The sequence below is a fragment of the Streptomyces sp. NPDC127108 genome (assembly GCF_042677545.1).
Classification (GTDB): Bacteria; Actinomycetota; Actinomycetes; order Streptomycetales; family Streptomycetaceae; genus Streptomyces.
In genome coordinates this window covers 1-25,140 of the sequence record NZ_JBHXTE010000078.1, presented here as the reverse complement: position 1 = coordinate 25,140, position 25,140 = coordinate 1, and the positions used below count along the sequence as shown (strand labels likewise).

Annotated in this window: 24 protein-coding genes and 1 riboswitch; of the genes, 11 read left to right on the top strand and 13 right to left on the bottom strand. The window is 72.3% G+C overall.

Annotated elements, in window-relative coordinates; all coding sequences use genetic code 11:
* Positions 1-436: 436 nt before the first annotated feature.
* Entirely contained in the window at positions 437-799 is a 363-nt protein-coding gene (locus ACFVHO_RS39190; RefSeq protein ID WP_385725303.1) for a PRC-barrel domain-containing protein, read from the bottom strand.
* Positions 800-994: 195 nt separating this feature from the next.
* Positions 995-1,092: riboswitch (glycine riboswitch) on the top strand.
* Positions 1,093-1,280: 188 nt separating this feature from the next.
* Between ACFVHO_RS39190 and gcvP the strand changes: the two genes are divergently transcribed.
* Entirely contained in the window at positions 1,281-4,169 is a 2,889-nt protein-coding gene (gene gcvP / locus ACFVHO_RS39185; protein WP_385725302.1) for an aminomethyl-transferring glycine dehydrogenase, read from the top strand.
* 90 nt (positions 4,170-4,259) lie between these two features.
* On the opposite strand, the gene ACFVHO_RS39180 is transcribed toward gcvP, so the two are convergent.
* Both ACFVHO_RS39180 and ACFVHO_RS39175 read right to left on the bottom strand, forming a co-directional pair.
* Positions 4,260-4,466: a DUF5999 family protein gene (locus tag ACFVHO_RS39180; protein WP_037656835.1), complete on the bottom strand. Its 207-nt coding sequence runs from the start codon at positions 4,464-4,466 to the stop codon at positions 4,260-4,262.
* A 359-nt stretch (positions 4,467-4,825) separates the two neighbouring features.
* On the bottom strand, positions 4,826-5,410 hold the full coding sequence (locus ACFVHO_RS39175; RefSeq protein ID WP_385725301.1) for a hypothetical protein: 585 nt from the start codon (positions 5,408-5,410) through the stop codon (positions 4,826-4,828).
* Positions 5,411-5,893: 483 nt separating this feature from the next.
* On the opposite strand from ACFVHO_RS39175, the gene ACFVHO_RS39170 reads away from it, so the two are divergent.
* A complete protein-coding gene (locus ACFVHO_RS39170) occupies positions 5,894-7,414 on the top strand; it encodes a glutamate--cysteine ligase (RefSeq protein WP_385725300.1) in 1,521 nt (506 codons plus the stop codon).
* 115 nt (positions 7,415-7,529) lie between these two features.
* Here the strand turns inward: ACFVHO_RS39170 and ACFVHO_RS39165 are convergent, their stop codons facing one another.
* A complete protein-coding gene (locus ACFVHO_RS39165) occupies positions 7,530-9,302 on the bottom strand; it encodes a substrate-binding domain-containing protein (RefSeq protein WP_385725299.1) in 1,773 nt (590 codons plus the stop codon).
* 203 nt (positions 9,303-9,505) lie between these two features.
* Between ACFVHO_RS39165 and ACFVHO_RS39160 the strand changes: the two genes are divergently transcribed.
* Positions 9,506-10,306 (top strand): CPBP family intramembrane glutamic endopeptidase, encoded by an 801-nt coding sequence (locus ACFVHO_RS39160; RefSeq protein WP_380858076.1) that lies wholly within the window; start codon positions 9,506-9,508, stop codon positions 10,304-10,306.
* A gap of 24 nt (positions 10,307-10,330) precedes the next feature.
* Here ACFVHO_RS39160 and ACFVHO_RS39155 read toward each other — a convergent pair whose 3' ends face one another.
* The 3 genes from ACFVHO_RS39155 to ACFVHO_RS39145 form a co-directional block, all read right to left on the bottom strand.
* Positions 10,331-11,158: a PhzF family phenazine biosynthesis protein gene (locus tag ACFVHO_RS39155; protein ID WP_385725298.1), complete on the bottom strand. Its 828-nt coding sequence runs from the start codon at positions 11,156-11,158 to the stop codon at positions 10,331-10,333.
* A 143-nt stretch (positions 11,159-11,301) separates the two neighbouring features.
* Positions 11,302-12,168: an RNA polymerase sigma factor SigJ gene (sigJ, locus tag ACFVHO_RS39150; RefSeq protein WP_385725297.1), complete on the bottom strand. Its 867-nt coding sequence runs from the start codon at positions 12,166-12,168 to the stop codon at positions 11,302-11,304.
* Positions 12,165-12,743: a carboxymuconolactone decarboxylase family protein gene (locus ACFVHO_RS39145; RefSeq protein ID WP_385725296.1), complete on the bottom strand. Its 579-nt coding sequence runs from the start codon at positions 12,741-12,743 to the stop codon at positions 12,165-12,167. Before ACFVHO_RS39145 ends, sigJ begins: the two co-directional genes overlap by 4 nt.
* A 226-nt stretch (positions 12,744-12,969) precedes the next feature.
* On the opposite strand from ACFVHO_RS39145, the gene ACFVHO_RS39140 reads away from it, so the two are divergent.
* The gene (locus ACFVHO_RS39140) at positions 12,970-13,587 is read left to right on the top strand and encodes a PadR family transcriptional regulator (RefSeq protein WP_385725308.1); all 618 of its coding nucleotides are present in this window, start codon (positions 12,970-12,972) and stop codon (positions 13,585-13,587) included.
* 94 nt (positions 13,588-13,681) lie between these two features.
* On the opposite strand, the gene ACFVHO_RS39135 is transcribed toward ACFVHO_RS39140, so the two are convergent.
* Positions 13,682-14,110: an SRPBCC family protein gene (locus ACFVHO_RS39135; RefSeq protein WP_385725295.1), complete on the bottom strand. Its 429-nt coding sequence runs from the start codon at positions 14,108-14,110 to the stop codon at positions 13,682-13,684.
* A gap of 154 nt (positions 14,111-14,264) precedes the next feature.
* Here ACFVHO_RS39135 and ACFVHO_RS39130 point away from each other — a divergent pair, with 154 nt between their 5' ends.
* Entirely contained in the window at positions 14,265-15,041 is a 777-nt protein-coding gene (locus ACFVHO_RS39130) for a putative protein N(5)-glutamine methyltransferase (protein ID WP_385725294.1), read from the top strand.
* 86 nt (positions 15,042-15,127) lie between these two features.
* Here ACFVHO_RS39130 and ACFVHO_RS39125 read toward each other — a convergent pair whose 3' ends face one another.
* Positions 15,128-15,316, bottom strand: coding sequence for a hypothetical protein (locus tag ACFVHO_RS39125; RefSeq protein ID WP_289953619.1), 189 nt, complete (start codon positions 15,314-15,316; stop codon positions 15,128-15,130).
* A gap of 198 nt (positions 15,317-15,514) precedes the next feature.
* Between ACFVHO_RS39125 and ACFVHO_RS39120 the strand changes: the two genes are divergently transcribed.
* The 3 genes from ACFVHO_RS39120 to ACFVHO_RS39110 all read left to right on the top strand — a co-directional run bounded on the left by ACFVHO_RS39120 (position 15,515) and on the right by ACFVHO_RS39110 (position 18,694).
* Positions 15,515-16,057 (top strand): Clp protease N-terminal domain-containing protein, encoded by a 543-nt coding sequence (locus ACFVHO_RS39120; RefSeq protein ID WP_385725293.1) that lies wholly within the window; start codon positions 15,515-15,517, stop codon positions 16,055-16,057.
* A 227-nt stretch (positions 16,058-16,284) separates the two neighbouring features.
* On the top strand, positions 16,285-17,289 hold the full coding sequence (locus tag ACFVHO_RS39115; RefSeq protein ID WP_385725307.1) for a DMT family transporter: 1,005 nt from the start codon (positions 16,285-16,287) through the stop codon (positions 17,287-17,289).
* Between the two features lie 427 nt (positions 17,290-17,716).
* Positions 17,717-18,694: a DMT family transporter gene (locus tag ACFVHO_RS39110; RefSeq protein ID WP_385725292.1), complete on the top strand. Its 978-nt coding sequence runs from the start codon at positions 17,717-17,719 to the stop codon at positions 18,692-18,694.
* 77 nt (positions 18,695-18,771) lie between these two features.
* On the opposite strand, the gene ACFVHO_RS39105 is transcribed toward ACFVHO_RS39110, so the two are convergent.
* Complete coding sequence (locus ACFVHO_RS39105) at positions 18,772-19,416, bottom strand: FMN-binding negative transcriptional regulator (RefSeq protein ID WP_385725306.1); 645 nt, start codon at positions 19,414-19,416, stop codon at positions 18,772-18,774.
* Positions 19,417-19,423: 7 nt separating this feature from the next.
* Positions 19,424-20,137 (bottom strand): pyridoxamine 5'-phosphate oxidase family protein, encoded by a 714-nt coding sequence (locus tag ACFVHO_RS39100; protein ID WP_385725305.1) that lies wholly within the window; start codon positions 20,135-20,137, stop codon positions 19,424-19,426.
* A gap of 77 nt (positions 20,138-20,214) precedes the next feature.
* Here ACFVHO_RS39100 and ACFVHO_RS39095 point away from each other — a divergent pair, with 77 nt between their 5' ends.
* Entirely contained in the window at positions 20,215-21,546 is a 1,332-nt protein-coding gene (locus ACFVHO_RS39095) for an aminotransferase class I/II-fold pyridoxal phosphate-dependent enzyme (RefSeq protein ID WP_385725304.1), read from the top strand.
* 68 nt (positions 21,547-21,614) lie between these two features.
* On the opposite strand, the gene ACFVHO_RS39090 is transcribed toward ACFVHO_RS39095, so the two are convergent.
* Positions 21,615-22,619, bottom strand: coding sequence for a DMT family transporter (locus ACFVHO_RS39090; protein WP_385725291.1), 1,005 nt, complete (start codon positions 22,617-22,619; stop codon positions 21,615-21,617).
* A 74-nt stretch (positions 22,620-22,693) separates the two neighbouring features.
* On the opposite strand from ACFVHO_RS39090, the gene ACFVHO_RS39085 reads away from it, so the two are divergent.
* Positions 22,694-23,596: a LysR family transcriptional regulator gene (locus tag ACFVHO_RS39085; RefSeq protein ID WP_385725290.1), complete on the top strand. Its 903-nt coding sequence runs from the start codon at positions 22,694-22,696 to the stop codon at positions 23,594-23,596.
* A gap of 157 nt (positions 23,597-23,753) precedes the next feature.
* On the opposite strand, the gene ACFVHO_RS39080 is transcribed toward ACFVHO_RS39085, so the two are convergent.
* Positions 23,754-24,221 carry a pyridoxamine 5'-phosphate oxidase family protein gene (locus ACFVHO_RS39080; protein ID WP_385725289.1) on the bottom strand — a complete coding sequence of 156 codons (468 nt, stop codon included), beginning with the start codon at positions 24,219-24,221 and terminating at the stop codon, positions 23,754-23,756.
* 271 nt (positions 24,222-24,492) lie between these two features.
* On the opposite strand from ACFVHO_RS39080, the gene ACFVHO_RS39075 reads away from it, so the two are divergent.
* Positions 24,493-25,137, top strand: a complete 645-nt coding sequence (locus ACFVHO_RS39075) for a cysteine hydrolase (RefSeq protein WP_385725288.1) — start codon at positions 24,493-24,495, stop codon at positions 25,135-25,137.
* Positions 25,138-25,140: the final 3 nt, after the last annotated feature.

Sequence of the window (25,140 nt, the reverse complement as noted above, 5' to 3'; positions counted from 1 at the left end):
GCCGGGGTCGGGGCCGGGGCGGGTGCGGACGTTCCGGACGGATGATCCGGAACTGGAGCCTTCGGATCCGTTGCCTTTGGTGGCGGGGGGCGTGGAGGTGGGGGCCCGGGGTGCGGAGGGCGCGGAGGGCGCGGAGGGTGAGCCTGTCGGGGGTGCGGTGGCTTTGGGGCATGGTGGCGGCACTGCGCGGGCTTCTGCGGGTGTCGGTGTTGCTGGGGGGACTGCGGCTGCCGGGGAGCATGGAAGGGCTGGGCGCGTGGAGTGGACGGGTGCGGCCGGGGCGCCGGAGGTGTCGGGGGCGCCGTGAGCGCCCCGGCAGCGGCCCCAGCCGGAGACGGCAGTCACCTCGGCGGCGCCCCCGGCCGAAGAAGGCAGCCAGACCCCGGTGCCCCCGGCTGAGCCGGGACGGGCCCGTGACGGGCCCCGGGGCCGTTGGCTACATGGACGTGTGGCCGAAGTCCGTGTCCGGCGGGGGTGGGGGTGGGGCCAGGTCCAGGCCGTAGTGGCGGTAGAGCTGGAGCTCCTGTTCCGGGGACAGGTGGCGGCCGACGCCGAAGTCCGGGGCGTCCTTGATCAGGGCGCGTTCGAAGGGGACCCGGAGGGTGCCGTCGTCGACCAGCTCGCTGGGTTCCAGGGGGACGAAGGCGTCCCTGCTGAACAGCCCCGTCCGGATGGCCGCCCACTCCGGCGCACCGGTGGCATCGTCGAGATAGACCTCGTCGACTGTGCCGATCTTGGCCCCGTCGCGGTCGAACGCCTTGCGGCCGATCAGGTTGCGCGGATCGATGTCGGTCTGCACGGGCCCTCCAACTGGTCGCGAGTCGTTCGTGCTCGTACCTGCTTGTGCGCACTTGTGCCTGCTCATCCGCACTCGTACGTACTCGCACGTGCTCGTCCAGAATTCGCTCGTCATCACTACGAAAGAGCACATCGAGGCGGGCGGCCACTCGAGGGATCGGTCGCGGTCGTCGCTGGTAGGCTGGCAAGTGGCTGTTGACCCCGTGCGGGAGAGCTCTTCGGTGGCAGCACCGGAGGCGCCGAAGGAGCAACTCCTCCCCGGAATCTCTCAGGCCCATGTACCGCACGGACGAGGTCACTCTGGAAAGCAGGGCGGGCGTCGGGCGGGCACGTTCGGAACCCTTCCTCACCGACGGTGAAAGCAGCGCTGCCCTCGGGCGGAGCTGTGAAGCTCTCAGGTTGAGATGACAGAGGGGGAGGCCGTCCGGGTACCCGCGCCGTGGTGCCCCTCGCAGGTCGTGTCAGACCAGGAGGCCTCCGCAATGACCGCCACTCCTCGTACTCCGCTCTCGCAGCTGGAGCAGGGAATCCTCTTCGAACAGCGGCACATCGGACCCGATGCAGAAGCCCGCGCCAAGATGCTCGCCCAGGTCGGGTACGGCTCGCTCGACGAGCTGACGGCCGCCGCGGTGCCGGATGTGATCAAGAACGCCGAGGCCCTCGAGCTGCCCGGCGCGCGGACCGAGGCCGAGGTCCTGGCCGAGCTGCGCTCCCTCGCGGACCGCAACCAGGTGCTCGACTCGATGATCGGGCTCGGCTACTACGGCACGTTCACGCCGCCGGTGATCCTGCGGAACGTGATGGAGAACCCGGCCTGGTACACGGCGTACACGCCCTACCAGCCGGAGATCTCGCAGGGCCGCCTGGAGGCGCTGCTGAACTTCCAGACCGTCGTCGCCGACCTGACCGGACTGCCCACCTCCGGTGCCTCCCTGCTCGACGAGGGCACCGCCGCCGCCGAGGCCATGGCGCTCTCCCGGCGCCTGGGCAAGGTCAAGGACGGCGTCTTCCTCGTCGACGCCGACGTGCTGCCGCAGACCGTCGCCGTGATCCAGACCCGGGCCGAGCCGACCGGCGTCGAGGTCGTCGTCGCGGATCTGACGGACGGCATCCCGGCCGACGTCGCCGAGCGCGGCGTGGTCGGCGTGCTGATCCAGTACCCGGGCGCCTCCGGTGCCGTACGCGACATCAAGGCGCTCATCGACCAGGCCCACGACCTGGGAGCAATCGTTTCTGTCGCCGCCGACCTGCTGGCGCTCACGCTGCTCACATCCCCCGGCGAGCTCGGCGCGGACATCGCCGTCGGCACCACCCAGCGCTTCGGCGTTCCGATGGGCTTCGGCGGCCCGCACGCCGGCTACATGGCGGTGCGCGAGAAGTTCGCCCGCAGCCTGCCCGGACGCCTTGTGGGCGTGTCCGTGGACGCCGACGGCAACAAGGCCTACCGGCTCGCGCTGCAGACCCGTGAGCAGCACATCCGCCGCGAGAAGGCGACCAGCAACATCTGTACCGCCCAGGTGCTGCTCGCCGTCATGGCCGGGATGTACGCCGTCTACCACGGGCCCGAGGGGCTCAAGGCGATCGCGCGGCGCACCCACCGGTACGCGACGATCCTCGCCGCGGGCCTCCAGGCCGGGGGCGTCGAGGTCGTGCACCAGGCGTACTTCGACACGCTGACCGTCCGCGTGCCGGGCAAGGCCGCCGACATCGTGACCGCGGCCCGCGAGGGCGGCGTGAACATCCACCTCGTGGACGCCGACCAGGTGTCCTTCGCGTGCGACGAGACCACGACGCGGACGCAGCTTTCCGCGATCTGGACCGCGTTCGGCGTCGAGGCCGACATCGAGGCGCTCGACGCGTCCGTCGCGGACGGCCTGCCCGCCGGTCTGCTGCGCTCCGACGACTTCCTCGCGCACCCCGTGTTCCACCAGTACCGCTCCGAGACCGCGATGCTGCGCTACCTGCGCCGCCTCGCCGACCGGGACTACGCGCTCGACCGCGGCATGATCCCGCTGGGCTCCTGCACCATGAAGCTCAACGCCACCACGGAGATGGAGCCGGTCACCTGGCCGGAGTTCGGCCAGCTGCACCCCTTCGCGCCCGCCCAGCAGGCGCAGGGCTATCTGACGCTGATCCGGGAGCTCGAGGAGCGGCTCGCCGAGGTCACCGGGTACGACAAGGTGTCGCTGCAGCCCAACGCCGGTTCGCAGGGCGAGCTCGCCGGACTGCTCGCGGTCCGCGGCTACCACCGCGCCAACGGCGACGACCAGCGGACCGTCTGCCTGATCCCGTCCTCCGCGCACGGCACCAACGCCGCGAGCGCCGTGATGGCCGGGATGAAGGTCGTCGTGGTGAAGACCGCCGACGACGGCGAGATCGACGTCGAGGACCTGCGGGCCAAGATCGAGCAGCACCGCGACCAGCTCGCCGTCCTGATGATCACCTACCCGTCCACGCACGGCGTCTTCGAGGAGCACGTCGCCGACATCTGCGCGCAGGTGCACGACGCGGGCGGCCAGGTGTACGTCGACGGCGCCAACCTCAACGCCCTGGTGGGCCTCGCCAAGCCCGGCCACTTCGGCGGCGACGTCTCGCACCTGAACCTGCACAAGACGTTCTGCATCCCGCACGGCGGCGGCGGCCCCGGCGTCGGCCCGGTGGCCGTGCGCGAGCACCTCGCCCCGTACCTGCCCAACCACCCGCTGCAGCCGGCCGCCGGTCCCGAGACGGGCGTCGGCCCCATCTCCGCCGCGCCCTGGGGCTCCGCGGGGATCCTGCCGATCTCCTGGGCGTACGTGCGCCTCATGGGCGGCGAGGGACTCAAGCGCGCCACGCAGGTCGCCGTGCTCTCGGCGAACTACATCGCCAAGCGCCTGGAGCCGCACTTCCCGGTCCTCTACACCGGCCCCGGCGGGCTCGTCGCGCACGAGTGCATCATCGACCTGCGTCCGCTGAGCAAGTCCACGGGCGTGAGCGTCGACGACATCGCCAAGCGGCTCATCGACTACGGCTTCCACGCGCCGACCATGTCGTTCCCCGTCGCCGGCACGCTGATGATCGAGCCGACGGAGAGCGAGGACCTGGACGAGCTGGACCGCTTCTGCGCGGCGATGATCGCCATTCGCGGCGAGATCGAGAAGGTCGCGAGCGGCGAGTGGAACGCCGACGACAACCCGCTGCGCAACGCCCCGCACACCGCGGCCGCGCTCGGCGGCGACTGGGAGCACGGCTACAGCCGCGAGGATGCCGTCTTCCCGGCCGGAGTGGTGGCAGCGGACAAGTACTGGCCGCCGGTGCGCCGTATCGACCAGGCGTACGGCGACCGGAACCTGGTCTGCTCCTGCCCGCCGCTGGATGCGTACGAGGACTGATACCGCGACGCCGCGCACACGCGGCGCACATGAGTCAGGGCCGGTTCGGACAGGATGTCCGGGCCGGCCCTTGTGTGCGTGGTGGACGGCTCAGGCGGCCGTCATCACCTGGCTGGTGCCCAGCGGTCGATGCGGGGCGATGATCTCCCCGTTCGGCAGCAGCTCACCGGTGTCCTCGAAGAGCAGGACGCCGTTGCACAGCAGACTCCATCCCTGCTCCGGGTGGTGTGCCACGAGGAACGCGGCTTCCCGGTCGGCGGATTCGGCTGTCGGGCACGGTGGCTGGTGCTGGCACATGGAAGGGTTCTTTCGCTGCGTGGTGATGGTCGTGACGTCTGTCTTGCGGCTCGATGCGGTGTTCATCGCCGCCCCCCGTTATTTGTCGGTCCGGTCCAGTGTTGCCCTACGGGCGTCATTCCGCAGGGATTTTGCTGCAGCGGTTCCTACTGCTTAATGACGTATCACCCGCCCGGACGGTTCAGCCCAACTCCCCTGTCTCTTCGGGTGGTTCGTGATAGCCGAAGTGGGCTAGTCCGGTTGGGCGGGGTGGAACGGGCGGTGACGGGGCCCTGACCGGCGGCGACCGTGCCGGTCACAGCCGTGCCCCGCGGCCCGGGCGGGGCGGCGGGGCACGGCAGGGCTTGGGGGTGGCGGTGTCAGGCGGGCGAGCCCAGGAGCGGGGCCGGGGCCAGGCGGTGGGTGAGCACCGGGAGCAGGTCGGCGGCGCGGTGCGGGCGGTGGGCCGCGATGCCGGGGGGCGCCGGGGCGAGGGGCACCAGGATGTCCGTGGGGGCGAGCGGGCCGCTCGCGCCGTCGTCCGTGCAGTCGGCGTGCAGCCACAGCATGAGCATGTACAGCTCGGGCACGGAGAGCAGCCGGGGCTGGTAGGGCTTCGGCATGGTCTCGGCGTGCCGCAGGGCCAGTTCGGCGGAGGCGATGTAGGGGCCTTCGCAGAAGTGCGAGAAGGCCCAGCCGTCCGGCGTGAGCATCGTGTCGGCCGCGGCGACCACGCGTTCGTCGCAGCGGATCAGGAAGCGCCAGCCGGTGAGCTTGGTCGGGGACGTGCCCGTCGCCGTGACGCGGTCCAGCTCGTGGACGGGCAGCGGCAGTTCCGCACTCGTGGGGCCCTGGGTGGCGCGCAGGACCGGAGTGCGGGCCCCGCGGACGGCGGTCGGGGAACCGAGGGCCGCGAGGACGCTGCGCAGGGCGGGCGCGGGAGCCGGGGGGACAGACAGGGGCATAGTGGGTCGCCTCTCTCATTCGACAGGCACAGTTGAGCGGGGGCAGGTGCGGACGGCGCTGTCAGCTCTGGGCCAGAGGGGCGGGGGCAGGGGGACCGCGAGCGCCAACTCTCTGCCTCAACCGCGGAGTTTATACGACGGGTGTTCAGAGAGTGTTTCACCTAGCCGCATCGAATATCGCGGGCAAGTCGATATCCGGTCGCCCTGCTGTGGCATTTCTCCCGGTTCCGGATCGCTTGCCGAGCGCTGACCTAGGCATTCCCCGCAGTCGCGGTCGGCCGATTCTCGTTGGTTTTCTTCACCACAAGTCGAGGATCGGAAACTGCGCACTTCGTCATGCCTGGTGAATGTGCCGTACGGCAACTCGCTCAAGGGTACTTCTCCATGGTCCCGCACGGGGCGTTATGGATCACATCGGCTGGGCATCATCCCCCGTACACAGCGGCCGGGTCGCCGGCGGCCGCTCCGAGGAGGGACGCTTCGATGGGTGAGAAGGTCGTGGCAGGAACGTTCGACCTGTCCGATCGCCACCATTACCGGATCAAGCTCCAGCAGTGCCTCCAGGCGTTGGCCCGGCTCCTCGAGGAGCAGCGGTTCGACCGGCCCAAGAATCTGATGGGCCTGGAGATAGAGCTGAATCTGGCGGGGCCCGACGGCATGCCGAGAATGATGAATGCGGAAGTTCTCAGACGCATCGCGAGTCAGGATTTCCAGACCGAGCTCGGAATGTTCAATCTAGAAGTGAACATTGCCCCGCACCGGTTGGGCGGACGTGTTCTCGACCGGCTCGCCGAAGAGCTGCGCACCGGCCTCGCCTATGCCCACCGGAAAGCGAACGAGGTGGATGCGGGGATCGTGATGATCGGCATTCTGCCGACGCTGTCGCGCCAGGACCTGGTGTCCGCGAACCTCTCCGACGTGGACCGCTACGTCCTGCTCAACGACCAGATCGTGGCGGCGCGCGGCGAGAGCTTCGTGCTCGACATCGAGGGCGTGGAGCGGCTGACGTGTACGTCCTCGTCGATCGTGCCGGAGGCGGCCTGCACGTCGGTGCAGCTGCACCTCCAGGTCACGCCGGGGAAGTTCGCCGATGTGTGGAACGCGGCGCAGTCCGTCGCCGCCGCGCAGGTCGCGGTGGGCGCCAACGCGCCCTTCCTGTTCGGCCGCGAGCTGTGGAGCGAGTCGAGGCCGCCGCTGTTCCTGCAGTCCACGGACACCCGGCCGCCCGAGCTCCAGGCGCAGGGGGTGCGGCCGCGCACCTGGTTCGGCGAGCGCTGGATCTCCAGCGCCTACGAGCTCTTCGAGGAGAATCTGCGCTACTTCCCGGCCCTGATACCGCTGTGCGAGAACGAGGACCCGCTGCGCGTGCTCGACGCCGGAGGGGTACCGCAACTGGCGGAACTCGCCCTGCACAACGGCACGGTGTACCGCTGGAACCGCCCGGTCTACGGCATCGCCGACGGCGTACCGCATCTGCGGGTGGAGAACCGGGTGCTGCCCGCGGGGCCCACGGTGACCGATGTGATCGCCAACGCCGCCTTCTACTACGGCGTGGTGCGGGCGCTGGCCGAGGAGGCGCGGCCGGTGTGGTCGCGGCTGCCGTTCGACGCGGCGGCCCGCAACTTCGACACCGCCTGCCGCTACGGCATCGAGGCGCGCCTGGAGTGGCCGCGCCGGGGGCGGTACGGCGGCACGACGCGGGTGGCCGCCGTCGATCTCGTACGCGACGAGCTGCTGCCGCTGGCCGCTGCCGGGCTCGACGCGTGGGGGGTGGAGCCGGCCGACCGGGACCTGTACCTCGGCGTGATCGAGGAGCGATGTCGCAGGCGGGTCAACGGGGCCTCCTGGCAGTCCGCCACCTACCACCGGGCCCTGGAGCGCGGATTGGAGCGCGACGCGGCGCTCGCGGCCACCACGCGGCGCTACTGCGAGCTGATGCACACGGGCGAGCCGGTGCACACGTGGCCGGTGGGGCTGCCGGAACCGGCGTTGCCGCTGGGGTAGTCGGGGTGGCGGGGGATGCTGTGCCGCACCGCCGGGTGGGCGCGCCGCCGCACCGCCGGGTGGGCGCGCTGCCGGACGGCCGGGCGCGCGTGCCGGACCGCCGGGTGGGCGTGCCTCACCGCTGGGCGCCCGCCTGCACGATCGCCTTGAGGATCACCGAGTGGATCTGGGCGGGGTCGGCGACCTCGTGGCCCGAGCCGCCCGTGGCCCGGGCGATCTGGTCGGCCTCCCGCTCGTCGGCGTCCGGGCCGACCGCGATGGCGATGATCGGCAGCGGCTTCTCCGGGTCGGCGAGGGCGCGCAGGCGCGAGATCAGTTCGGCGCGCGAGACGCTGCCCGGGTCCTGGTTGACGCCGTCGGTGAGCAGGACGAGCGTGTTGAACTTGCCGGGTGCGTAGCCCTCGCGTGCCTTCTCGTACGCGGCCAGCGTCGTGTCGTAGAGCCCGGTGGCCCCGCCGGGGACGGGCTGCAGCGCGCCGAACGCCTTGGTGAGGCGGTCGCGCTGGGTGCCGTCGCCCTTGCGGTCGCCGAGGCGGCCGGTGGGCACCAGCTCGCGGTAGTCGCGCGCGCCGTCGAGACGGACGGCGAACTCCCACAGGCCGATCTCGTCGTCGTCCGTGAAACCCGCGAGCGCCTGCAGCAGGGCGGCCTTCGTGACGTCCATGCGGGACTCGGCGCGCCCCGGCACGAGCCGGCGCATCGAGTCCGACGCGTCGACGACGGTGATGAACCGCGCGCGCTGCACCGTGATGGTCCACATGCCGAGGGCCTCCTGCACCTCCTTGTCGGAGGGCGCCTCGCCCGGCTCCCGCGCGTACGGCTGCGGGGTGCGGCCGCCCGCCGCCGTGACGAGCTCGGCCGACGGCCGAGCCCCGTCCGTGCGGAAGCCGTGCTCCGCGAGGATGCGCCGGCCCGCCTGCTCGCCGAACAGCGTCATGAAGCGCAGCGCCGCCCGGCTCTGGTCGGTGGAGAGGTCGTTCTCGCGGATCAGCGTGTACGGGTAGTCGAGGGACGGTGAGCCGTCCTCGGGATAGAAGAGGTCCAGCTCGTGCTCCTCGTCGGCGGACGCGTTGTGCGCGAACGACGCCTGCTCGGAGAGGATCAGCGCCTCGTTGCGACGCGGGTCGCCGCGCTCGGCGCCGGAGGGGTCGCGGACCAGAGTGTCCAGGAGCCCGCTGTCGCTGTCGGACGTGCGGGACGCCAGGGCCTTGGCCGTCGCGGCGGCCCGGGTGTCGGCGTCCTCGGCGCCGGACGCCCGCGCGGAGGCGCCGAGCCTCGTCAGGGCGAGCAGTCCGCTCGCGCTGCGCGCCGGGTCCGCCGTGCCGAGCCGCGGCGCGTCCTCGCGGCCCGAGGCACCCGCCAACCGACCCCAGGTGTACGTACTGCGCGGCCACCCCAGCTCCTCCGCGGCGGGCTTCAGCATGCCGACGGCGATCGGCGAGGAGGCGATGTTCCCCGCGGGGGACACCTTCGCCTGGCTGCCGCCGATCCCGGCGCGCTGCACCCACACGTGGGAGTCCGGCACCCACACGTCGTACGCCGCCTTCGCGCTGTCGCGGCGGAGTTCGTCGGCCACCCGGTGCGGCTCGCGTGCGGCGACGCGGATGTCCATGCAGTGGCCGTCCGAGGTGACGCCCCGGTCGCGCACGTGGTCGGCGGCGTCCTTGAGGGCGGGGGTGACGGAGGGCGCGGCGACGACGTCGAGGCGGACCGCGTCGTCGCGGCAGGAGCCGCCGAGGGGCAGGAACCCGGCCCGGACCGCCACCGCGGCGCCCGCCGCGACGATCAGGACGAGTGCCGTGACCAGAGCGACGGTGCGGCCGCGACTCCGTGGACGTGGGTCGGATGCCGCCGTCCCGCGCCCATCGGGCAAGCTGTGACGTCCCATGGCGGTGCTCCCCTCCCCGTGCGATGAAGCTGCGACGAAGCGATGAAAAGCAACGAACGAGGATGAACGAGGATGAAGGGGACGGTGCGCCACGGTCGGCGTCCGTCCCTCTCGGCCTGTCGCACGCGTGGTTCGTAAGTTCTTTCGAGACCCTAGCGGCACGGAGACGGGGATGAGGCGGGATTACTCAACTGGAGGCAGGAGTGCAAGCGGAGCCGGGGCCAATGGCCGGTTCTATTCCTGAGGCGGGGCCCTCGCGGCGGTTCCTGCGGGACGAGACGGTGCTCGTCCTGGCGCTCTCACTGGGCGCGAGCGGAGTGTCCGCGCTGATCAGCTTTATCGGCTCGGTCACAAGGCCGGGCGGTCTCAAGGACCAGGCGGCGACCCTCAACTCGTCGGCCGCGCCGGGGCGTCCGTGGCTCGATCTCGCCTGGCAGCTGTTCGGCATCACGACCGCCCTGGTGCCGGTGGCCCTGGTCGCGCACTTCCTGCTGCGCGAGGGCTCGGGGCTGCGGGCCATCGGCTTCGACCGGAGCCGCCCCTGGCCGGACCTCGGGCGGGGTGCGGCGGTGGCCGCCGTCATCGGCTCCACCGGCATCGCGTTCTATCTGGCCGCCCGGGGCCTCGGCTTCAACCTCACGGTGGTCCCGGAGGACCTGCCCGACGTGTGGTGGAAGTACCCCGTTCTGGTCCTTTCCGCGCTGCAGAACTCCATCCTGGAGGAGGTGATCGTCGTCGGGTATCTGCTGCGCAGGCTGGACCAGTTGGGCTGGAGTCCGACGAAGGCGCTGATCGGGAGTTCGGTGCTGCGCGGCTCGTACCACCTGTACCAGGGCATCGGCGGGTTCATCGGGAACATGGCGATGGGCGTGGTGTTCGTGTACCTGTACCGGCGGTGGGGCCGGGTCGGGCCGCTCGTCGTGGCCCACTCCCTGCTCGACATCGGGGCGTTCGTGGGCTACGCGCTGCTCGCGGGGAAGGTGGGGTGGCTGCCGACGGCGTGAGGCCCGCGAGCGCGCGCGCCGTCGTCACGCCAGCAGGTCGCCCTCGATGACCGTGAACGCGCGGCCGGTCAGGAGGGTGCGGTCGCCGCGGACCGCGGTGCGGACGATGCCGGAGCGGGGGGAGGCCTGCAGGCCGGTCAGGTCGGTGCGGCCCAGGCGCTCGCTCCAGAACGGGGCCAGGGCGGTGTGGGCGCTGCCCGTCACCGGGTCCTCGTCGATCCCGACGCGCGGGAAGAAGCCGCGCGAGACGTAGTCGTACCCCCGGCCGGGATCCTCGGCGGGCGCGGTCGCGATGACGCCGCGCTCGGAGTGCCGGGCGAGGCCCCGGTGGTCCGGCGTGAGCGCGCGGACCGCCTTCTCGTCGGCCAGTTCGACCAGCAGGTCCCCGAGGTGCGGGCCGGTGTCGTACGCGGCGACCGGCCGGGCGCCCAGGGCCTCGACCGCCGCTTCCGGCAGCTCGGCCCGGGTGAGCGGGGCCGTCGGGAAGTCGAGCGTGAGGGTGCCGTCGGCGTGGGCGGTGGCGCGGAGCACGCCCGCGCGGGTGGCGAAGCGCACGGGGCCGGTGGCGGCGCCCGTGGTGTGCAGGACGTGCGCCGTGGCCAGCGTGGCGTGGCCGCACAGGTCGACCTCGGTGGCGGGCGTGAACCAGCGCAGCGCCCAGTCCGCCTCGCCGCCCGCGGGCAGGGGGTGGGCGAAGGCCGTCTCGGCGTGATTGACCTCCGTGGCCACGTGCTGGTGCCAGGTGTCGTCCCGGAACGCGTCGAGGAGTACGACGCCGGCGGGGTTGCCGGTGAACGGGCGGTCGGCGAAGGCGTCGACGATACGGATCCGCGTGCTCGGTGCTGTCGTCATGGGACGACGTTAGAAGGCCAATCGCGGGCGTCGCCAAGGCCAATTCGCTTCGACTGGCCCCAACCTTCGGCCCGTGTGCGGTGGTGAGTGGTCCGGGCGGTCGTTCCGCCGGGACCACTCACCATGCCGGTGTGGCGATGGGCCTACCGCGCGAGTTCGGCCTGTTCATCGAGGCGCGTCAGCTTCTGGGGATTCCTCATCAGGTAGATCCGGGTGATCCGCCCGTCCTCCACCACGAGGCTCACCGCGGTCGGCTCGCCCTCGATCTCGAACCGGCCCGCCGGTGCGCCGTTGAGCCACACGGTGGTCGTCTCGAACGCCGTCACCTGGTTCGCGCGCGCGAGCACCGTCGACACGAGGTCGGCCCCGTGGAGCGGAGTCAGCGCGGCGGCCGCGATCCCGCCGCCGTCGGCGATCATGACCACATTCGGGGCCATGACCTCCATCAGCTCCTGCAGCCGCCCGGTGCGCAGGGCCAGCAGGAACCGCTCCGTCACGGCCTGCTGCTCGGCCCTGCTGACCTGTGCCCGGGGTCGCCGGGCCGCCACGTGCGCGCGTGCCCGCCGTCCGATCTGCCGCACCGTGACCGCGGACTTGCCGATGGCCTCGGCGATCTCCCCGTAAGGCATCTCGAAGACCTCGCGCAGCACGAACACCGCCCGCTCGGTGGGCCCGAGCGTTTCCAGGACGGTCAGCATGGCGATCGAGACGCTCTCCGCGAGCTCGACGTCATCGGCGACATCGGGGCTGGTCAGCAGCGGTTCCGGCAGCCACTCGCCCACGTAGTCCTCGCGGCTGCGCGACAGCGTGCGCAGGCGGTTGAGGGCTTGCCGCGTGACGGTCCTGACGAGGTAGCCCCGCGGGTCACGCACGTGCGCGTGGTCGACGTCGGCCCACCGCAGCCAGGATTCCTGGAGCACGTCCTCCGCGTCGGCCGCGGACCCGAGCATCTCGTAGGCGACGGTGAACAGCAGGCTGCGATGGGTGACGAACGGGTCCTCGGTCCTCACGACGACAGCGCCGCGCCGGAGTGCTGAGGGCGCGCGGCCAGGGGAATCCCGCAGGCATCGGAGAAACCCTGCGACGAGATCCCGTGCGCGTTGTTGTTCCTGGTCGCCATGTTGACGAAGGCGATGTACGCGGTCAGCTCGACCATCGCCGCCGCGCCGAGCCGATCGAGGAGGCCCGCGTGCAGCTCGTCGGTGACGGTCGGCGGCGTGTTCGTCATGGCCTCGGCGTACTCCAGGACGTCCCGCTCCAGCGGCGTGAACACCTCCGACTCCCGCCAGCGGGGCACCTGGCTCGCCTTGGCCGGGTCCAGGTTCTCGTTCAGCGCCTGGAAGTAGCCGACGTCGAGGCACCAGCCGCAGCCGACCTGGGACGCGACAGCCATGTGCGCGAACGACTTGAGGCTCGCGTCGGCCGCGTCCCACTCGCCCAACCTGGCCGAGAACTCCAAGTTGGACGTGGCGACCTCGGGGCTGTGCCACACCACCTCGACGGGCTCGGCCACGGCGCCGAGCTGCTTGATCATGCCTTCGCGGATCTCGGTGGGCAGCTCCGCCTTCGGAATGCGCGGTGTCATCGACTTCTCCATTTCCGCTGGCCTGGCGGCCTGTTGGCCTCGTGGCCTGTTCGACATGAAGACACCGGCGGACCCGTGGATGTGACAAGCACTCGTCGGGAGGGGTTGCCGACCGAACAGTTCCGATATATCGTTGAAGCATCGCGACTGATCAACGATGTCATTGATCGACGATGTCGCGCAGGGCTCGCCACGAGGGCGGGCAACGATGAAAGGAATGATCGATATGCGTTCCCACGGTTTTGAGCACAAGCACGGTCATGGACGCGGGCGCGGCCCGTACGGACCCGGTCGCGAGGACCGGGGCGGGTTCGAGGGCCGGCGTGCGGCGTTCGGCCCCTTCGGGCCCGGGTTCGGCGGCCCTTGGGGCGGCGGGCGCGGTGGCCGGGGCGGACCCCGGGGCAGGGCGCGGCGCGGGGATGTGCGCGCGTCGATCCTGGCCCTCCTGAAGGACCGGCCGATGCACGGTTACGAGATGATCCAGGAGATCGCCGAGCGCAGCGGCGGGGCGTGGAAGCCCAGCCCCGGCTCGGTCTACCCGACCCTCCAGCTCCTGGAGGACGAGGGTCTGATCGCCAGTGAGAGCGAGGGCGGCAAGAAGCTGTTCGCGCTCACCGACTCCGGCCGCGAAGCGGCGGACGAGGGCCCGGACGCCCCTTGGGAAGAGGCCGGGCGCGGGGTCGACTTCGAGGCGCTCACCGAGATCCGGCAGGCCGGGTTCGGCCTGATGGAGGCGTTCGGCCAGGTCTGGAAGACCGGCTCCAAGGAGCAGCGCGAGAAGGCGCTCACGGTCATCAACGACGCCCGTAAGAAGCTGTACCTGATCCTTGCCGATGAGGACTGACACGGAGCGGGCTCGCCGCCCGCACCGCTGGTGAGGCGCCCCGCGCGTGCTGCGCGGGGCGCCTCGCTGTCGTCGTGCCCCCGGCGCGCGAAGGTCAGGTCACCAGCGTGCCCAGCTTGCGGAGCGACTCGTTCATGGCCGCTGTCGCCGAGTCCTTGAGCTTGCCCGCCATGAGGCTCACCGCGGCGCCGGAGAACTCGCCGTTCGCGCGGATCCTCGTCGCGTCGCCGTCGGCTTCGAGGGTGTAGCGGGTGCTGACGTCGACGCCCATCGGGCCCTTCCCCTTGATCGCGAAGACGCGGGCCGTCTCGACCTCCACGATCGTCCAGGCGACCTCGGCCGGAAAGCCCATGAGCTTCATGTTCTCCGTGAAGGTGCCGCCCGCCTCCAGGGTCTCGGGGCCGCCTTTCGGGAAGCTGGTGTGCGTGGAGTTCCACCGCGCGTACGAGGTGAAGTCCGTGAGTTGCGCCCAGACCTTCTCCGTCGGTGCCTCGATGCGTGCCTCCGCGCTGACTTCGGCCAATGCGACCACCCCTTCTCGTCGGGTGCTGCGCCGGGCGCAGCCACGGTGTCGCGGAACGTATCCCCAGGCCCCGGAACATTCAATACTGATGGATCGTCAGATCTGGCCGCCGGGTAGGGTTGGCTTCTTTGCCCGGACCGCAGGAAGGCCCTTGATGCCCTGGTCAGACCACGTTGCCGTCGTGACACGGCTGCGTGCCGCGGGCTGTGTGTTCGCCGAGGACGAGGCGGACCTGCTGCTCGCCGCCGCCGGAGGGCCGGACCAGCTCGACGCCATGGTGACGCGGCGGGCGAGCGGGCTTCCGCTGGAACACGTCCTCGGGTGGGCCGAGTTCGCCGGGCTGCGCGTCGCCGTCGACCCGGGCGTCTTCGTGCCGCGCCGCCGCACCGAGGTCCTGGTCCGCGAGGCGGCCTCGCTCGCCGGGCCCGGCGCCGTGGTCGTCGACCTGTGCTGCGGCTCGGGCGCGCTGGGCGCCGCGCTCGCCGCCGCCCTCGGGCGCGTCGAACTGCACGCCGCCGACATCGACCCGGCCGCCGTGGCCTGCGCCCGCCGCAACGTCGCCGCCGCCCGGGGGCACGTCCACGAGGGCGACCTCTACGAAGCGCTGCCCGCCCGGCTCCGGGGCCGCGTCGACGTACTGCTCGCGAACGTTCCGTACGTCCCGACGGACGAGGTCGCCCTGCTGCCCGCCGAGGCGCGCGAACACGAGGCGCGGGTGGCCCTCGACGGGGGCGCGGACGGCCTCGACGTACTGCGACGGGTGACCTCGGACGCGCCGGGGTGGCTGGCTCCGGGCGGACGGCTGCTGTTCGAGACGAGCGAACGCCAGGTGCCTTCGGCGGTCGAGGCCGTCGGGGCGGCGGGGCTCGTGCCGAGGGTGGTCACGGATGAGGAGCTGTACGCGACCGTGGTGGTGGGGGAGCGGGCGTAGGGCGCGGGTGGTGGGGGTGCGGGCGCGCGCGTGGCCGAGTGCGGCTGCTTCTCGCCATGTACGGGCTGCTGCCGCAGCGCCCCTCCTCAGCCCACGCGCTGTATGACCGCCGCGTCGAAGAGGTCCAGAGCCCGCGGGAAGGGGCCCTCGTCGTGGCAGTGCCAGGCGTCCCAGAACAGGTCGGCGGGCAGCGCGTCCGCGGGGGCGTACACCCGGTACACGTACTGCCTGCCGTCGATGGCCAGGAGGGCGACCATCCAGCACCTGCTCTCCATGCCTCTGACAGACGAGCGCCGGTGCGCGGTGGTTGCGCACCCGGCGTGAAGCAAGGCGGCGCGCGCCCCACCTGGGAAAACAGTCGGAAGTCATCCGTAAGGAGGACAACCTATTCGGCCATCCCCAACCTGTGTCGGACGGGGAAATGCTTCCCGCCGCCGATGCCGTTGCCCCTGGAGACTGATGGGGTGGGGGATGTGCAAAGCCGTACCCCCCAGGGCGCCGAACCCGGCCCGAACCGAGCAGACATCGAATCCGGCCTGAGCGTGGCGCTGGCCTCGGTGATGGCCGGTGCGCGCCGACGGGCCGTGCGCGACGGGGACCGGCAGGTCGACACCGCGCATCTGCTGCACTCGCTCCTGGAACAGGAGCCGCGGGTACGGTCCGTCTTCGACGGCGGCCCGCAGGTCGCGCGGCTGCTCGGCTATCTCGTCCAGCGCAGCATCGGCTACGGGCTGCAGTGGCAGGGCACCGTCGAGGACTCCGGAGCGGTGCCGCTGGTGGCGGCGGCCAAAGAAACGGTTCTCTCGCCCGCGGCCGCCGGTGCCATGGAGGCCGCGTCCGACCGCGCCACGCTGCGCGGCGAAGAGCAGGCCGAGGGCGTCGACCTGCTCGCGGCGCTGGCCGCCGACGCCGAGTGCCGGGCCGTCGAGGTGCTGCGCCGCGCGGGTGTGGACGTGGACGCGTTGCTGCTGCGGATCGAGAACGGGTGCGAGACGGGGTGCGAGTCCGGCTGGTGACCCGGCGGTGGCTGGTGAGCGACGGCGGCCGGTGCCCCGGCGACGGCTGGTGAGCCGACAGCCCCCGCATGTCCCGCGTACTCGAAGTGTCCCGCGTGCTCGAAGCCTCTGGGGGCAGCCGCTGTCCGCCGGTTGAGACAGTGGTCAAAGAGGGTGACGGTCATGACGTCGCCTGTCATCATGTGCCGGTGCTTGGGTCTGAGGAGAAGTCGCGGGGAAACCCGCAGGTGCGTGTGCGGGGGAACCCCCAGGGGCGTGCCGAGCGCGGGCGGGGGCTCGGCCTCGGCCTCGCGCTCCTCTCGGCGTTCGCGTTCGGCGGCTCGGGTGTCGCGGCCAAGCCGCTGATCGAGGCGGGCCTCGACCCGCTGCACGTGGTGTGGCTGCGGGTGGCGGGCGCCGCCCTGGTGATGCTGCCGGTCGCCTGGCGGCACCGCGCGCTGGTGCGGCAACGGCCCGCGCTGCTCGCGGGCTTCGGGCTCCTCGCCGTCGCCGGTGTGCAGGCCTGCTACTTCGCCTCGATCTCTCGCATCCCCGTCGGTGTGGCCCTGCTCATCGAATATCTGGCGCCCGCCCTCGTCCTCGGCTGGGTGCGGTTCGTGCAGCGCAGGCCCGTCACCAAGGCCGCCGCGTTCGGCGTGGTCCTCGCCGTGGGCGGACTCGCCTGCGTCGTCGAGGTCTGGTCGGGCCTGAGCTTCGACACCGTCGGACTGCTGCTCGCGCTCGGCGCCGCCTGCTGCCAGGTCGGCTACTTCGTCCTGTCCGACCAGGGCAGCGACGCGGGCGACGAGGCACCGGACCCGCTCGGCGTCATCGCGTACGGGCTGCTCGTCGGCACGGCCCTGCTCACCGTCATCGCACGCCCCTGGGGCATGGACTGGCAGGTGCTGGCCGGGAGCGCCGACATGGACGGCTCGGCGGTGCCCGCCTGGGCGCTCCTCGGCTGGATCGTGCTGATCGCCACCGTCGTCGCGTACGTCACCGGGGTCGTGTCCGTGCGCAGGCTCTCGCCGCAGGTCGCGGGCGTCGTGGCATGCCTCGAAGCCGTCATAGCGACCGTGCTCGCCTGGGTCATGCTCGGCGAACAGCTCTCGGCGCCGCAGCTCGCCGGGGGCGCGATCGTCCTGGTGGGCGCGTTCATCGCGCAGTCGGCGACACCCGCGAAGCCGGAGAGTCCCGTGGTCCGCGTCTCGGACTCCGAAGAGGAGTTGTCGACGAGCGGCAGTGCCGCCTAGGGTGGCGATCATGCACGCACGAGCGCTCGTCCTTCCGCCTCCCGCCGCCTAGGTCCTGTCCGGCGGATCTTCGCGGGCCCGCGACGCCTGGCACGCACTCTCGCCGCACGCCCGAATCACCCGAGTACGTCCAGTACGAGGGCGATCCGGGCGCACGCCGAGAGCATGCACCAGACGCCGCGGGCTGTTCCGCGAAGATCCGCCGAACAGGCCCTAGCGCGCGGGCCTCTCACGGATCACGCCCGGCCATCGGCCGGGTGGACGGTGCTGCCCGCAGACGCCAGTCCAGGACCTGCGTCGCCGGGCTTTCCCCCGAGCGTGTCCCCGCACCCACGGCTCTCTACGGGTGCCGGTGCGCCGGTGCGCCCGTGACGCGGTCTTCCTCCTGAACCTCTGCGGAGAATTCCACGTGTCGAGCGTGTCAAGCATGTCGAACGCGTCCACCGCGTCGACCGATTCACCTGCTGCGTCCGGTCTTTCCGTCCGGCGCGGCCTCCTGTACCTGGGTATCGCCGGTGCCGCCTGGGGCACCGCCGGAGCCGCCGCGTCGCTGGTCTTCTCGGACAGCGACATGGGGCCCGTCGCCCTCTCCTTCTGGCGCTGCGCCGGAGGCTTCCTGCTGCTGCTCGGGGCGCGGCTCGCGCGGCCGCGCCGGGCCGCGCGCTCCGGTGCCGGTCTGCCGCGCCGCCGCCGGGCGCTGCGGCTCACCGTCATCGGCGTGGCCCTCGCCGTCTTCCAGACCGCCTACTTCGCCGCCGTGGAGGCCACCGGGCTCGCGGTCGGCACCGTCGTCACGCTCGGCGCGGGGCCCGTCCTCATCGCGCTCGGCGCCCGTCTCGCCCTGGGGGAGCGGCTCGGGCTCGGTGGAAGCTGCGCGGTGGGCGGCGCGCTCGCCGGACTCGCTGTGCTGTTCGTCGGCGGCGGGGACGCCGCCGTACGTCCTTGGGGTGTCGCCTTCGCGTTGGTGTCGGCAGCCGGGTACGCCGTCATGACGCTGCTGACCCGGTGGTGGGGGCGCGACGGCGGGGCGGACTCCTCCGGCGACACGATGTGGGCCTTCGCCGTCGTGTCGGTGTGTCTGCTGCCGCTCGCCGCCGCCGAGGGCCTCGTGCCGCACACGGCCGAACCCGCGCGCGTGCTGGCCTGCTTGCTCTACATCGCCGCCGTGCCGACGGCGCTCGCGTACGCGCTGTACTTCGCCGGAGCCGCCGTCGTCCGGTCCGCGACCGTCTCCGTGATCATGCTTCTGGAGCCGGTGAGCGCGGCCGCCATCGCCGTCGCCCTGCTGGGCGAGGAACTGAACACGGCCACTGTCGCGGGCACGCTCCTGATGCTCGCGGCGGTCACGGGGCTCGCGGGGGCGGAGGCGCGCGCGACCGGGCGGGGCCGGGAGGAAGGGGCGTGACGGGATAGCGGGGCGGGGGAGGCGGGGCGTGCCGTGCGGCGGCCGCCCCGCCGTCCCGCGCCCCGCCCGCCCGGCTCCTACGTCGCCGCGCGCCCGCCCAACTGGTGGGCCAGCGCGGCTTCGTCACGCGGGCCGCCCCGCTCCTTCAGGCCCGCCGCTATCCGGTCCTGCACCTCCAGCGGCTTGTGGTGGGCGTACTTGAACTTCGCCTGTACGTCGACGACGTCGAGGGACACCCCCCGGATGCCCGAGAGCAGCCTGCCGAACGGCTCCTCGCCCACGGCCGTCGGCGCCGAGCCGCCGTCGGGCTGGAAGTGGCCGACCTGGCGGTTGAGGAGCTCGGCCTTCGCGGCGGGGTTGTCCACGATCCGGGCCGTGCAGTGGAGCTGGACGGCGGCGTAGAAGCTGGTCGGCACGCCGTGCTCGGGCGGGACGTCCGGGGCGGCGCCCCACGGTCCCGGCACGAACACATAGTCGTCGACCACGCTGAGGACGACGTCCGGGTTCGCCTCAAGGGCCGCCCACAGCGGGTTCGGACGCGCCAGGTGGAGCAGGACGCGGCCGCGCGGGCCGGTGTCGGGGTCGTACACGAAGTGCGTCGGCTGGATGTGCGGCGGCTCGCCCGGCAGGCCGTTCACGGCGAGCTGCCCGAAGTCGTGCTGGGCCAGCCACCGTTGCCACTCGGTGTCCGAGGCCGGTGCGTCCCACGGGTGGACGAGCAGCACCATGTCAGACCTCGGACAGATAGTCGGGCACCGCGATGCCAGGGGCGAGGTCGTCCGACGGGATGACGGGGTCGTAGCCCTTGCGGAGCGGGACGACACCGGACCAGTAGGGCAGGTCCAGGTCCTCCGGCTCGTCGCTCGGGGCGCCCGTGCGCATCTTCGCCGACACCTCGTCGAGGTCCAGGTAGAGCACGGCGGTCGCGGCCAGCTCCTTGGCGTTGGCGGGGCGGGAGTCGGCGGCGCGGCCGGGCACCACGTGGTCGACGAGGGAGTCCAGGGCGGTGCGCTTCTCCTCGGGGTCCGTGACCTGCCGCGCGATGCCGTGCACCACCACGGAGCGGTAGTTGATGGAGTGGTGGAAGGCCGAGCGGGCCAGGACGAGACCGTCGACATGGGTGACCGTCAGGCACACCGGAAGGCCCGGATCCGTCTCGCTGTCCGGCGTGGAGCCCGCCATCCGCAGGGGCCGCGATCCCGTCGAGCCGTGTACGTAGAGACGCTCGCCGACCCGGCCGTACAGCGTCGGAAGGACCACGGGGGCGCCGTCGCGCACGAAGCCGAGGTGGCAGACGTACGCCTCGTCCAGTATCGCGTGCACCAGCTCGCGGTCGTAGGCCGCGCGGTCGCGGGAACGCGTGGGGACGGTGCGGTCGGTCGGGGTGTAGGGGGCGCTGTCCGGCGCGGCCGGCTGCGTCGTCGTCTCCATGGCCTTCTCCATCACTTCGGGGGTGCTGCGGGTCGGGGTCGTCTCGTCGCGCCTTGCGGGCACTTTTGTACTAGTGCATAATGTTCTTTGTGCTAGGAGAGTATCCGATCGAAGGGCGCGGCGCAGCAGAGATCGCGTCGAGCGTCGAGCGCGCGGTGAGCGGCGGCGCGCTGGAGCCGGGGCAATCGCTGCCTCCGATGCGGGAGTTGGCGGTCCAGCTGGGCGTCAATCCCAATACGGTCGCGGCCGCGTACCGCACGCTGCGCGAGCGGGGCGTGATCGAGACGGCCGGTCGGCGCGGCAGCCGTGTCCGCAGCAAGCCCGCCACGACGGCCCGCGACTACGTCCGCCTCGACGTGCCGCCCGGTGTGCGCGACGTGTCGAGCGGCAACCCGGACACGGCCCTGCTGCCACCCCTCGCCGGGGCGTTCGCGGCGGCCGCGGCAGAGGCGGACCGGGCTCCCGCGCTGTACGGGGAGGCGCCGGTGGTGCCGGAGTTCGGGCGCCGCGCGCGTGCGGCCCTCGACGCGGACGGCGTGCCGGAAGGGCCGGTCGCCCTCGCGTCCGGGGCGTTGGACGCCATCGAGCGGGTGCTCGCCGTGCGCCTCAAGATGGGCGACGCGGTCGCCGTCGAGGACCCGGGCTGGGGGAGCGTGCTCGACCTCGTGTCCGGGCTCGGGCTCCGGCCGGTCCCGGTCCGGGTGGACGACGACGGGCCGCTGCCCGACGACGTGGAGCGGGCGCTCCGGTCCGGCGCCCGTGCCCTGGTCGTCACCAGCCGCGCCCAGAACCCGACGGGGGCCGCCACCAGCGCCGCACGCGCGCGTGCCGTGCGCGAGGTCCTGGCCGCGCACCAGGACGCGCTCGTCGTCGAGGACGACCACGGCCACGGCATCGTCGACCTGCCCCTGCACACCCTGTCGGGCGCCACGCGCGCGTGGGCCTTCGTCCGCTCCACCGCCAAGGCGTACGGCCCGGACCTGCGGCTGGCCGTGCTCACCGGGGACGCGGAGACGGTCGACCGGGTGCAGGGGCGGATCAGCCTGGGCCCCGGGTGGGTCAGCAAGGTGCTCCAGCGGGCCGTCGTGCGCCTCTGGGAGGACGGGGCGGTGGACGCGCGGGAGGTGTCGGCGGCGTACGGACGCAGACGGGACGCGCTGATCGACGCGCTCGCCACGCGCGGGGTCGCGGCTCGCGGCCGCAGCGGGATGAACGTGTGGGTGCCGGTGCCGGACGAGACCGGTGTGGTCGCGAGCCTGCTGCACGCGGGCTGGGCGGTCTCGCCCGGCGCGCGGTACCGCCTGGAATCGCCCCCCGGGGTGCGGATCACCGTCTCCGCGTTGTCCGGCGACGACATCGAGGCGGTGGCCGACGCGGTCGCGGCGGCTGTCGGCCCGGTGCCCGCGCGGAGGTACGGCTGAGAGGGAGAGGCTGAGAGGGAGAAGGTGAGGGCGCGCGATCCTGGGCTCTCCGCGTCCCCCGGCGTGCGTTACGTCCCCCGGGGTGCGCGGGCCCTCGGCCTCGACTGGGTCAGTGCCGCGCCCGCCAGAATGACGACGGCTCCGACGGGCGTCGTCCACGTCAGCGACTCACCGAGCACCGCGACGCCCGCCGCCGTCGCGATGACCGGGACGAAGTACGTGACCATCTGCGCCGTCGTCGGGCCGACCTCGGCGACGATGCCGTACTGGATCAGGAACGCGATGCCCGTGCCGAGCGCGCCCAGGGCGACGATCGCGAGCAGCGGCACCACCGGGAGGTGGGACGGCACGGACGTGAACAGGGGCGTCACGACGGCCAGTTCGAGCGTGGCCACGAGGAGCTGGGCGCCCGACAGGGAGAGGTTCGAGTGGCCGGAGCCCGCCAGTGTGCGGCGGACGTAGATCCAGCCGATCGGATAGCTCAGGGAGGCGAGCAGCGCCATCGCCGTGCCGCGCGGCTCCAGGTCGCTGAAGCCCTGCCAGGCGCCGAGCACCGTGAGCACCCCGACGAAGCCGAGCGCCAGCCCGGCGACCCGGCGTCGCGTCGGGCGGTCCTCGGAGAGCGCGGCGAGCGAGAGGACCATGCCCCACAGCGGTGACGTCGCGTTGCAGATCCCCGCGAGCGTCGAGGGGATCGTCAGCTCGGCGTAGGCGAAGAGGGAGAACGGCAGGGCGTTGAGCAGCAGGGCCGCCACCGCCAGATGGGCCCAGGTGCGCGGGGAGCGCGGCAGTCGCTCCCGCTTGACGACCAGGACGGCCGCGACCACCGCCGTGCCGAAGAAGAGCCGCCCGAAGGTGACCTGGAACGGTGCGTACCCCTCCGTGCCGACCTTGATCAGGAGAAAGCTGAAGCCCCAGATCAGGGACAGGACGGCGAAGCGGACGCGCCAGTCCAGGGCGCGGCGCCCGGCCTCCCGTGCTCGAGGCCCCCGCGGACGTGGGGTGCGTGGGTCCGACGGGACGGTCGGCCCGGGGGTGGAGGTCGGTGCGGAAGGGGCCGCGGAGGTGCTCATGCACGCCACCATGGGGCATCGGACTTCTTAGCACAAGCGAGATTTCTTTCCCGGTATCGCGTAGCATCGCTTACATGTTGAACTTGGAGCGCCTGCGGACCCTCGACGCCCTCGCCCGGCACGGATCGGTGAGCGGCGCCGCGGCGGGCCTGCACGTCACCACGTCCGCGGTCTCCCAGCAGATGACCAAGCTGGAGCGGGAGGTGGGCCAGCAACTGCTCGCGAAGAACGGTCGGGGCGTGCGCCTCACCGACGCCGGACGGCTGCTCGCCGAGCACGCCGCGCGCATCCTCTCCCAGGTCGAGCTGGCCCAGTCGGACCTGGAGCGGCAGCGCGGCCAGGCCGTCGGCGAGTTGCGCATCTCCGCGTTCCCGACGGCGATGCGCGGGCTCCTGCCGGCCGCGCTGTCGTCCCTGCGCGTCCGCCACCCCGGCTTGCGCGTCGGCGCCCAGGAGTTGGAGCCGCAGCAGGGGGTGAACGGCGTGGTGCGCGGCGACCTGGACCTGGCGGTGGTCCTCGACTGGTACAACAAGCCGCTGCCCGTGCCCGAGGGCCTGATGAAGGCACCGCTCATCGACGACCCGGCGGACGTCGCGATGCCGGTCGCCCACCCGATGGCCGACCGCGCCGAGGTCGACCTGGAGGACTTCGCGGACGACGAGTGGATCACGTGGGCGGAGGGCGAGTTCTGCCACGAGTGGCTGATGTTCACGCTGCGCGCGAAGGGCTTCGAGCCGCGCATCGGACACCGCGCGGAGGAACACCACACACAGCTCGCGCTGGTCGCCGCCGGGCTCGGGGTCTGTGTGGCGCCTCGGCTCGGCCGCGACCCGATGCCGGCGGGCGTGCGCACGGTCCCGGTGCGGCACCGGGTGCGGCGGCACGTGTACGTGGTGTGGCGCGCGGACGCCGACCGGCGGCCGTCGATCCAGGCGGCCGTGGAGGCGCTGCGGGTGGCGGGGGCCGGGCTGGGGTGAAGCGGCGCCGACCCGGCGGGCGGAGTCCGGGGCGGCGTCGGCTTGGGGAAGTCCCGGGGCTGGAGGCGGCGTCGGTTTGGGCAAGTCCGAGGGCTGGAGCCGCGCTGGCTTGCGGAAGCCCAGGACTGGAGCCGCGTCGGCTTCCGGAAGTCCAGGGCTAGAGCTGTGCCAGCTTCCGGAAGTCCCACGAGGCGATCGCGTCCGGCGTGAGCCGGAGCCACGCGTGCCGACCGTCGTGCACCATCTCCTCCATGCCGAAGTTCTTGCGGGCGAACATCCGCTCCGGCAGGTCGAGTTCGGGGCACGGCTCCCCGGTGCGCGGCACCTCGCCGACGACCTCCGCGGCGCCGGTCAGCTCCACGCCGCGCAGCTCCCCGTACTGCTCACCGGCGTCGACGACCACGGCGACGCGCGGATCGCGGCGCAGCTCGGCCCAGCGCTTGCTGCGCGTGACCGAGTACAGCCACAGGGAAGTGCCGTCCCACGCGAACCACAGCGCGCTGACGTGCGGGGCGCCGTCGGCGGACACCGTCGCGACCCGGCAGGTGCGTTCGGCGGCGAGGAAGGCGTCCAGCTCCTCCGGCGTCATCATGATCCGGCGACCGCGCCGCTGTGTGGTGGCCATGCGTCGTCCTCCCGTTGGCGATGGGCCCGTCTCGTCGCTCAGGTCGCGTGGTCGATCGCACGACTGACCGCAGGGCCGAGCTCGTGGCCGACCGCAGTGCCGATCGCGTCACCGACCGCATAACTGACAGAGCGTCAGAGAAGCATGAGGTGTCTTCCGTCGTGACGCAATGCCGGTTAGCCTCCCGCGCACCGCGATCTCCGCCCGCGGGACACCGCCGTCCCGCAGGCGCGCGGCACCGGTCGGCCCATGGTCCGCGACAGGGGGAAGCATGCCGTCGTACGCACAGCTCAAGGAGATCGTCGACCCCGTGAGCACCGTCCTGATGACCGTCGAGTGCCAGCAGGGCGTCGTCGGGACCGACAGCGCGCTGCCCGAACTCGCCAAGGAGGCCCGCTCGTCCGGCGCGCTCGCCAACGTCGCCCGGCTGGTGCACGCCGCACACCTCGGCGGTGTCCAGGTCCTGCACGCCGTCGCCGAGCGCCGTCCCGACGGGCGCGGCGCCAACCGCAACGCGCGGCTCTTCCGCGCCGCCGAACGGCTGCCCGTGCAGCAGTTGTCCGGCACGACGGCCGTGCGGATCGCGCCGCCGATCGAGGTCGCGGAGGAGGACTTCGTCGTACGCCGCCTGCACGGCCTGTCGCCGATCGCGGGCACCGACGTCGACGCGCTGCTGCGCAATCTGGGCTGCCGCACGCTGGTCGTGACCGGGGTCTCGGCCAACGTGGCGATACCGAACGCCGTCTTCGACGCGGTGAACCTCGGCTACACCGCCGTCGTGCCCGCCGACGCCATCGCGGGCGTCCCCGCCGAGTACACCCCCGCCGTCGTCAAGAACACCCTCGCCCTGGTCGCCACCGTCACCACGACGGACGAGCTGATCGGCGCATGGCAAGGGCCGCGCCGCTCCGGGTGATTC

Excerpts from the sequence above, each read along its gene's own strand:
- gcvP (WP_385725302.1), top strand. The coding sequence starts at position 1,281 with ATGACCGCCACTCCTCGTACTCCGCTCTCGCAGCTGGAGCAGGGAATC.
- ACFVHO_RS39180 (WP_037656835.1), bottom strand. The coding sequence starts at position 4,466 with ATGTGCCAGCACCAGCCACCGTGCCCGACAGCCGAATCCGCCGACCGG.
- ACFVHO_RS39175 (WP_385725301.1), bottom strand. The coding sequence starts at position 5,410 with ATGCCCCTGTCTGTCCCCCCGGCTCCCGCGCCCGCCCTGCGCAGCGTC.
- ACFVHO_RS39170 (WP_385725300.1), top strand. The coding sequence starts at position 5,894 with ATGGGTGAGAAGGTCGTGGCAGGAACGTTCGACCTGTCCGATCGCCAC.
- ACFVHO_RS39165 (WP_385725299.1), bottom strand. The coding sequence starts at position 9,302 with ATGGGACGTCACAGCTTGCCCGATGGGCGCGGGACGGCGGCATCCGAC.
- ACFVHO_RS39155 (WP_385725298.1), bottom strand. The coding sequence starts at position 11,158 with ATGACGACAGCACCGAGCACGCGGATCCGTATCGTCGACGCCTTCGCC.
- ACFVHO_RS39145 (WP_385725296.1), bottom strand. The coding sequence starts at position 12,743 with ATGACACCGCGCATTCCGAAGGCGGAGCTGCCCACCGAGATCCGCGAA.
- ACFVHO_RS39140 (WP_385725308.1), top strand. The coding sequence starts at position 12,970 with ATGCGTTCCCACGGTTTTGAGCACAAGCACGGTCATGGACGCGGGCGC.
- ACFVHO_RS39130 (WP_385725294.1), top strand. The coding sequence starts at position 14,265 with ATGCCCTGGTCAGACCACGTTGCCGTCGTGACACGGCTGCGTGCCGCG.
- ACFVHO_RS39125 (WP_289953619.1), bottom strand. The coding sequence starts at position 15,316 with ATGGAGAGCAGGTGCTGGATGGTCGCCCTCCTGGCCATCGACGGCAGG.
- ACFVHO_RS39110 (WP_385725292.1), top strand. The coding sequence starts at position 17,717 with ATGTCGAACGCGTCCACCGCGTCGACCGATTCACCTGCTGCGTCCGGT.
- ACFVHO_RS39100 (WP_385725305.1), bottom strand. The coding sequence starts at position 20,137 with ATGGAGAAGGCCATGGAGACGACGACGCAGCCGGCCGCGCCGGACAGC.
- ACFVHO_RS39090 (WP_385725291.1), bottom strand. The coding sequence starts at position 22,619 with ATGAGCACCTCCGCGGCCCCTTCCGCACCGACCTCCACCCCCGGGCCG.
- ACFVHO_RS39085 (WP_385725290.1), top strand. The coding sequence starts at position 22,694 with ATGTTGAACTTGGAGCGCCTGCGGACCCTCGACGCCCTCGCCCGGCAC.
- ACFVHO_RS39080 (WP_385725289.1), bottom strand. The coding sequence starts at position 24,221 with ATGGCCACCACACAGCGGCGCGGTCGCCGGATCATGATGACGCCGGAG.
- ACFVHO_RS39075 (WP_385725288.1), top strand. The coding sequence starts at position 24,493 with ATGCCGTCGTACGCACAGCTCAAGGAGATCGTCGACCCCGTGAGCACC.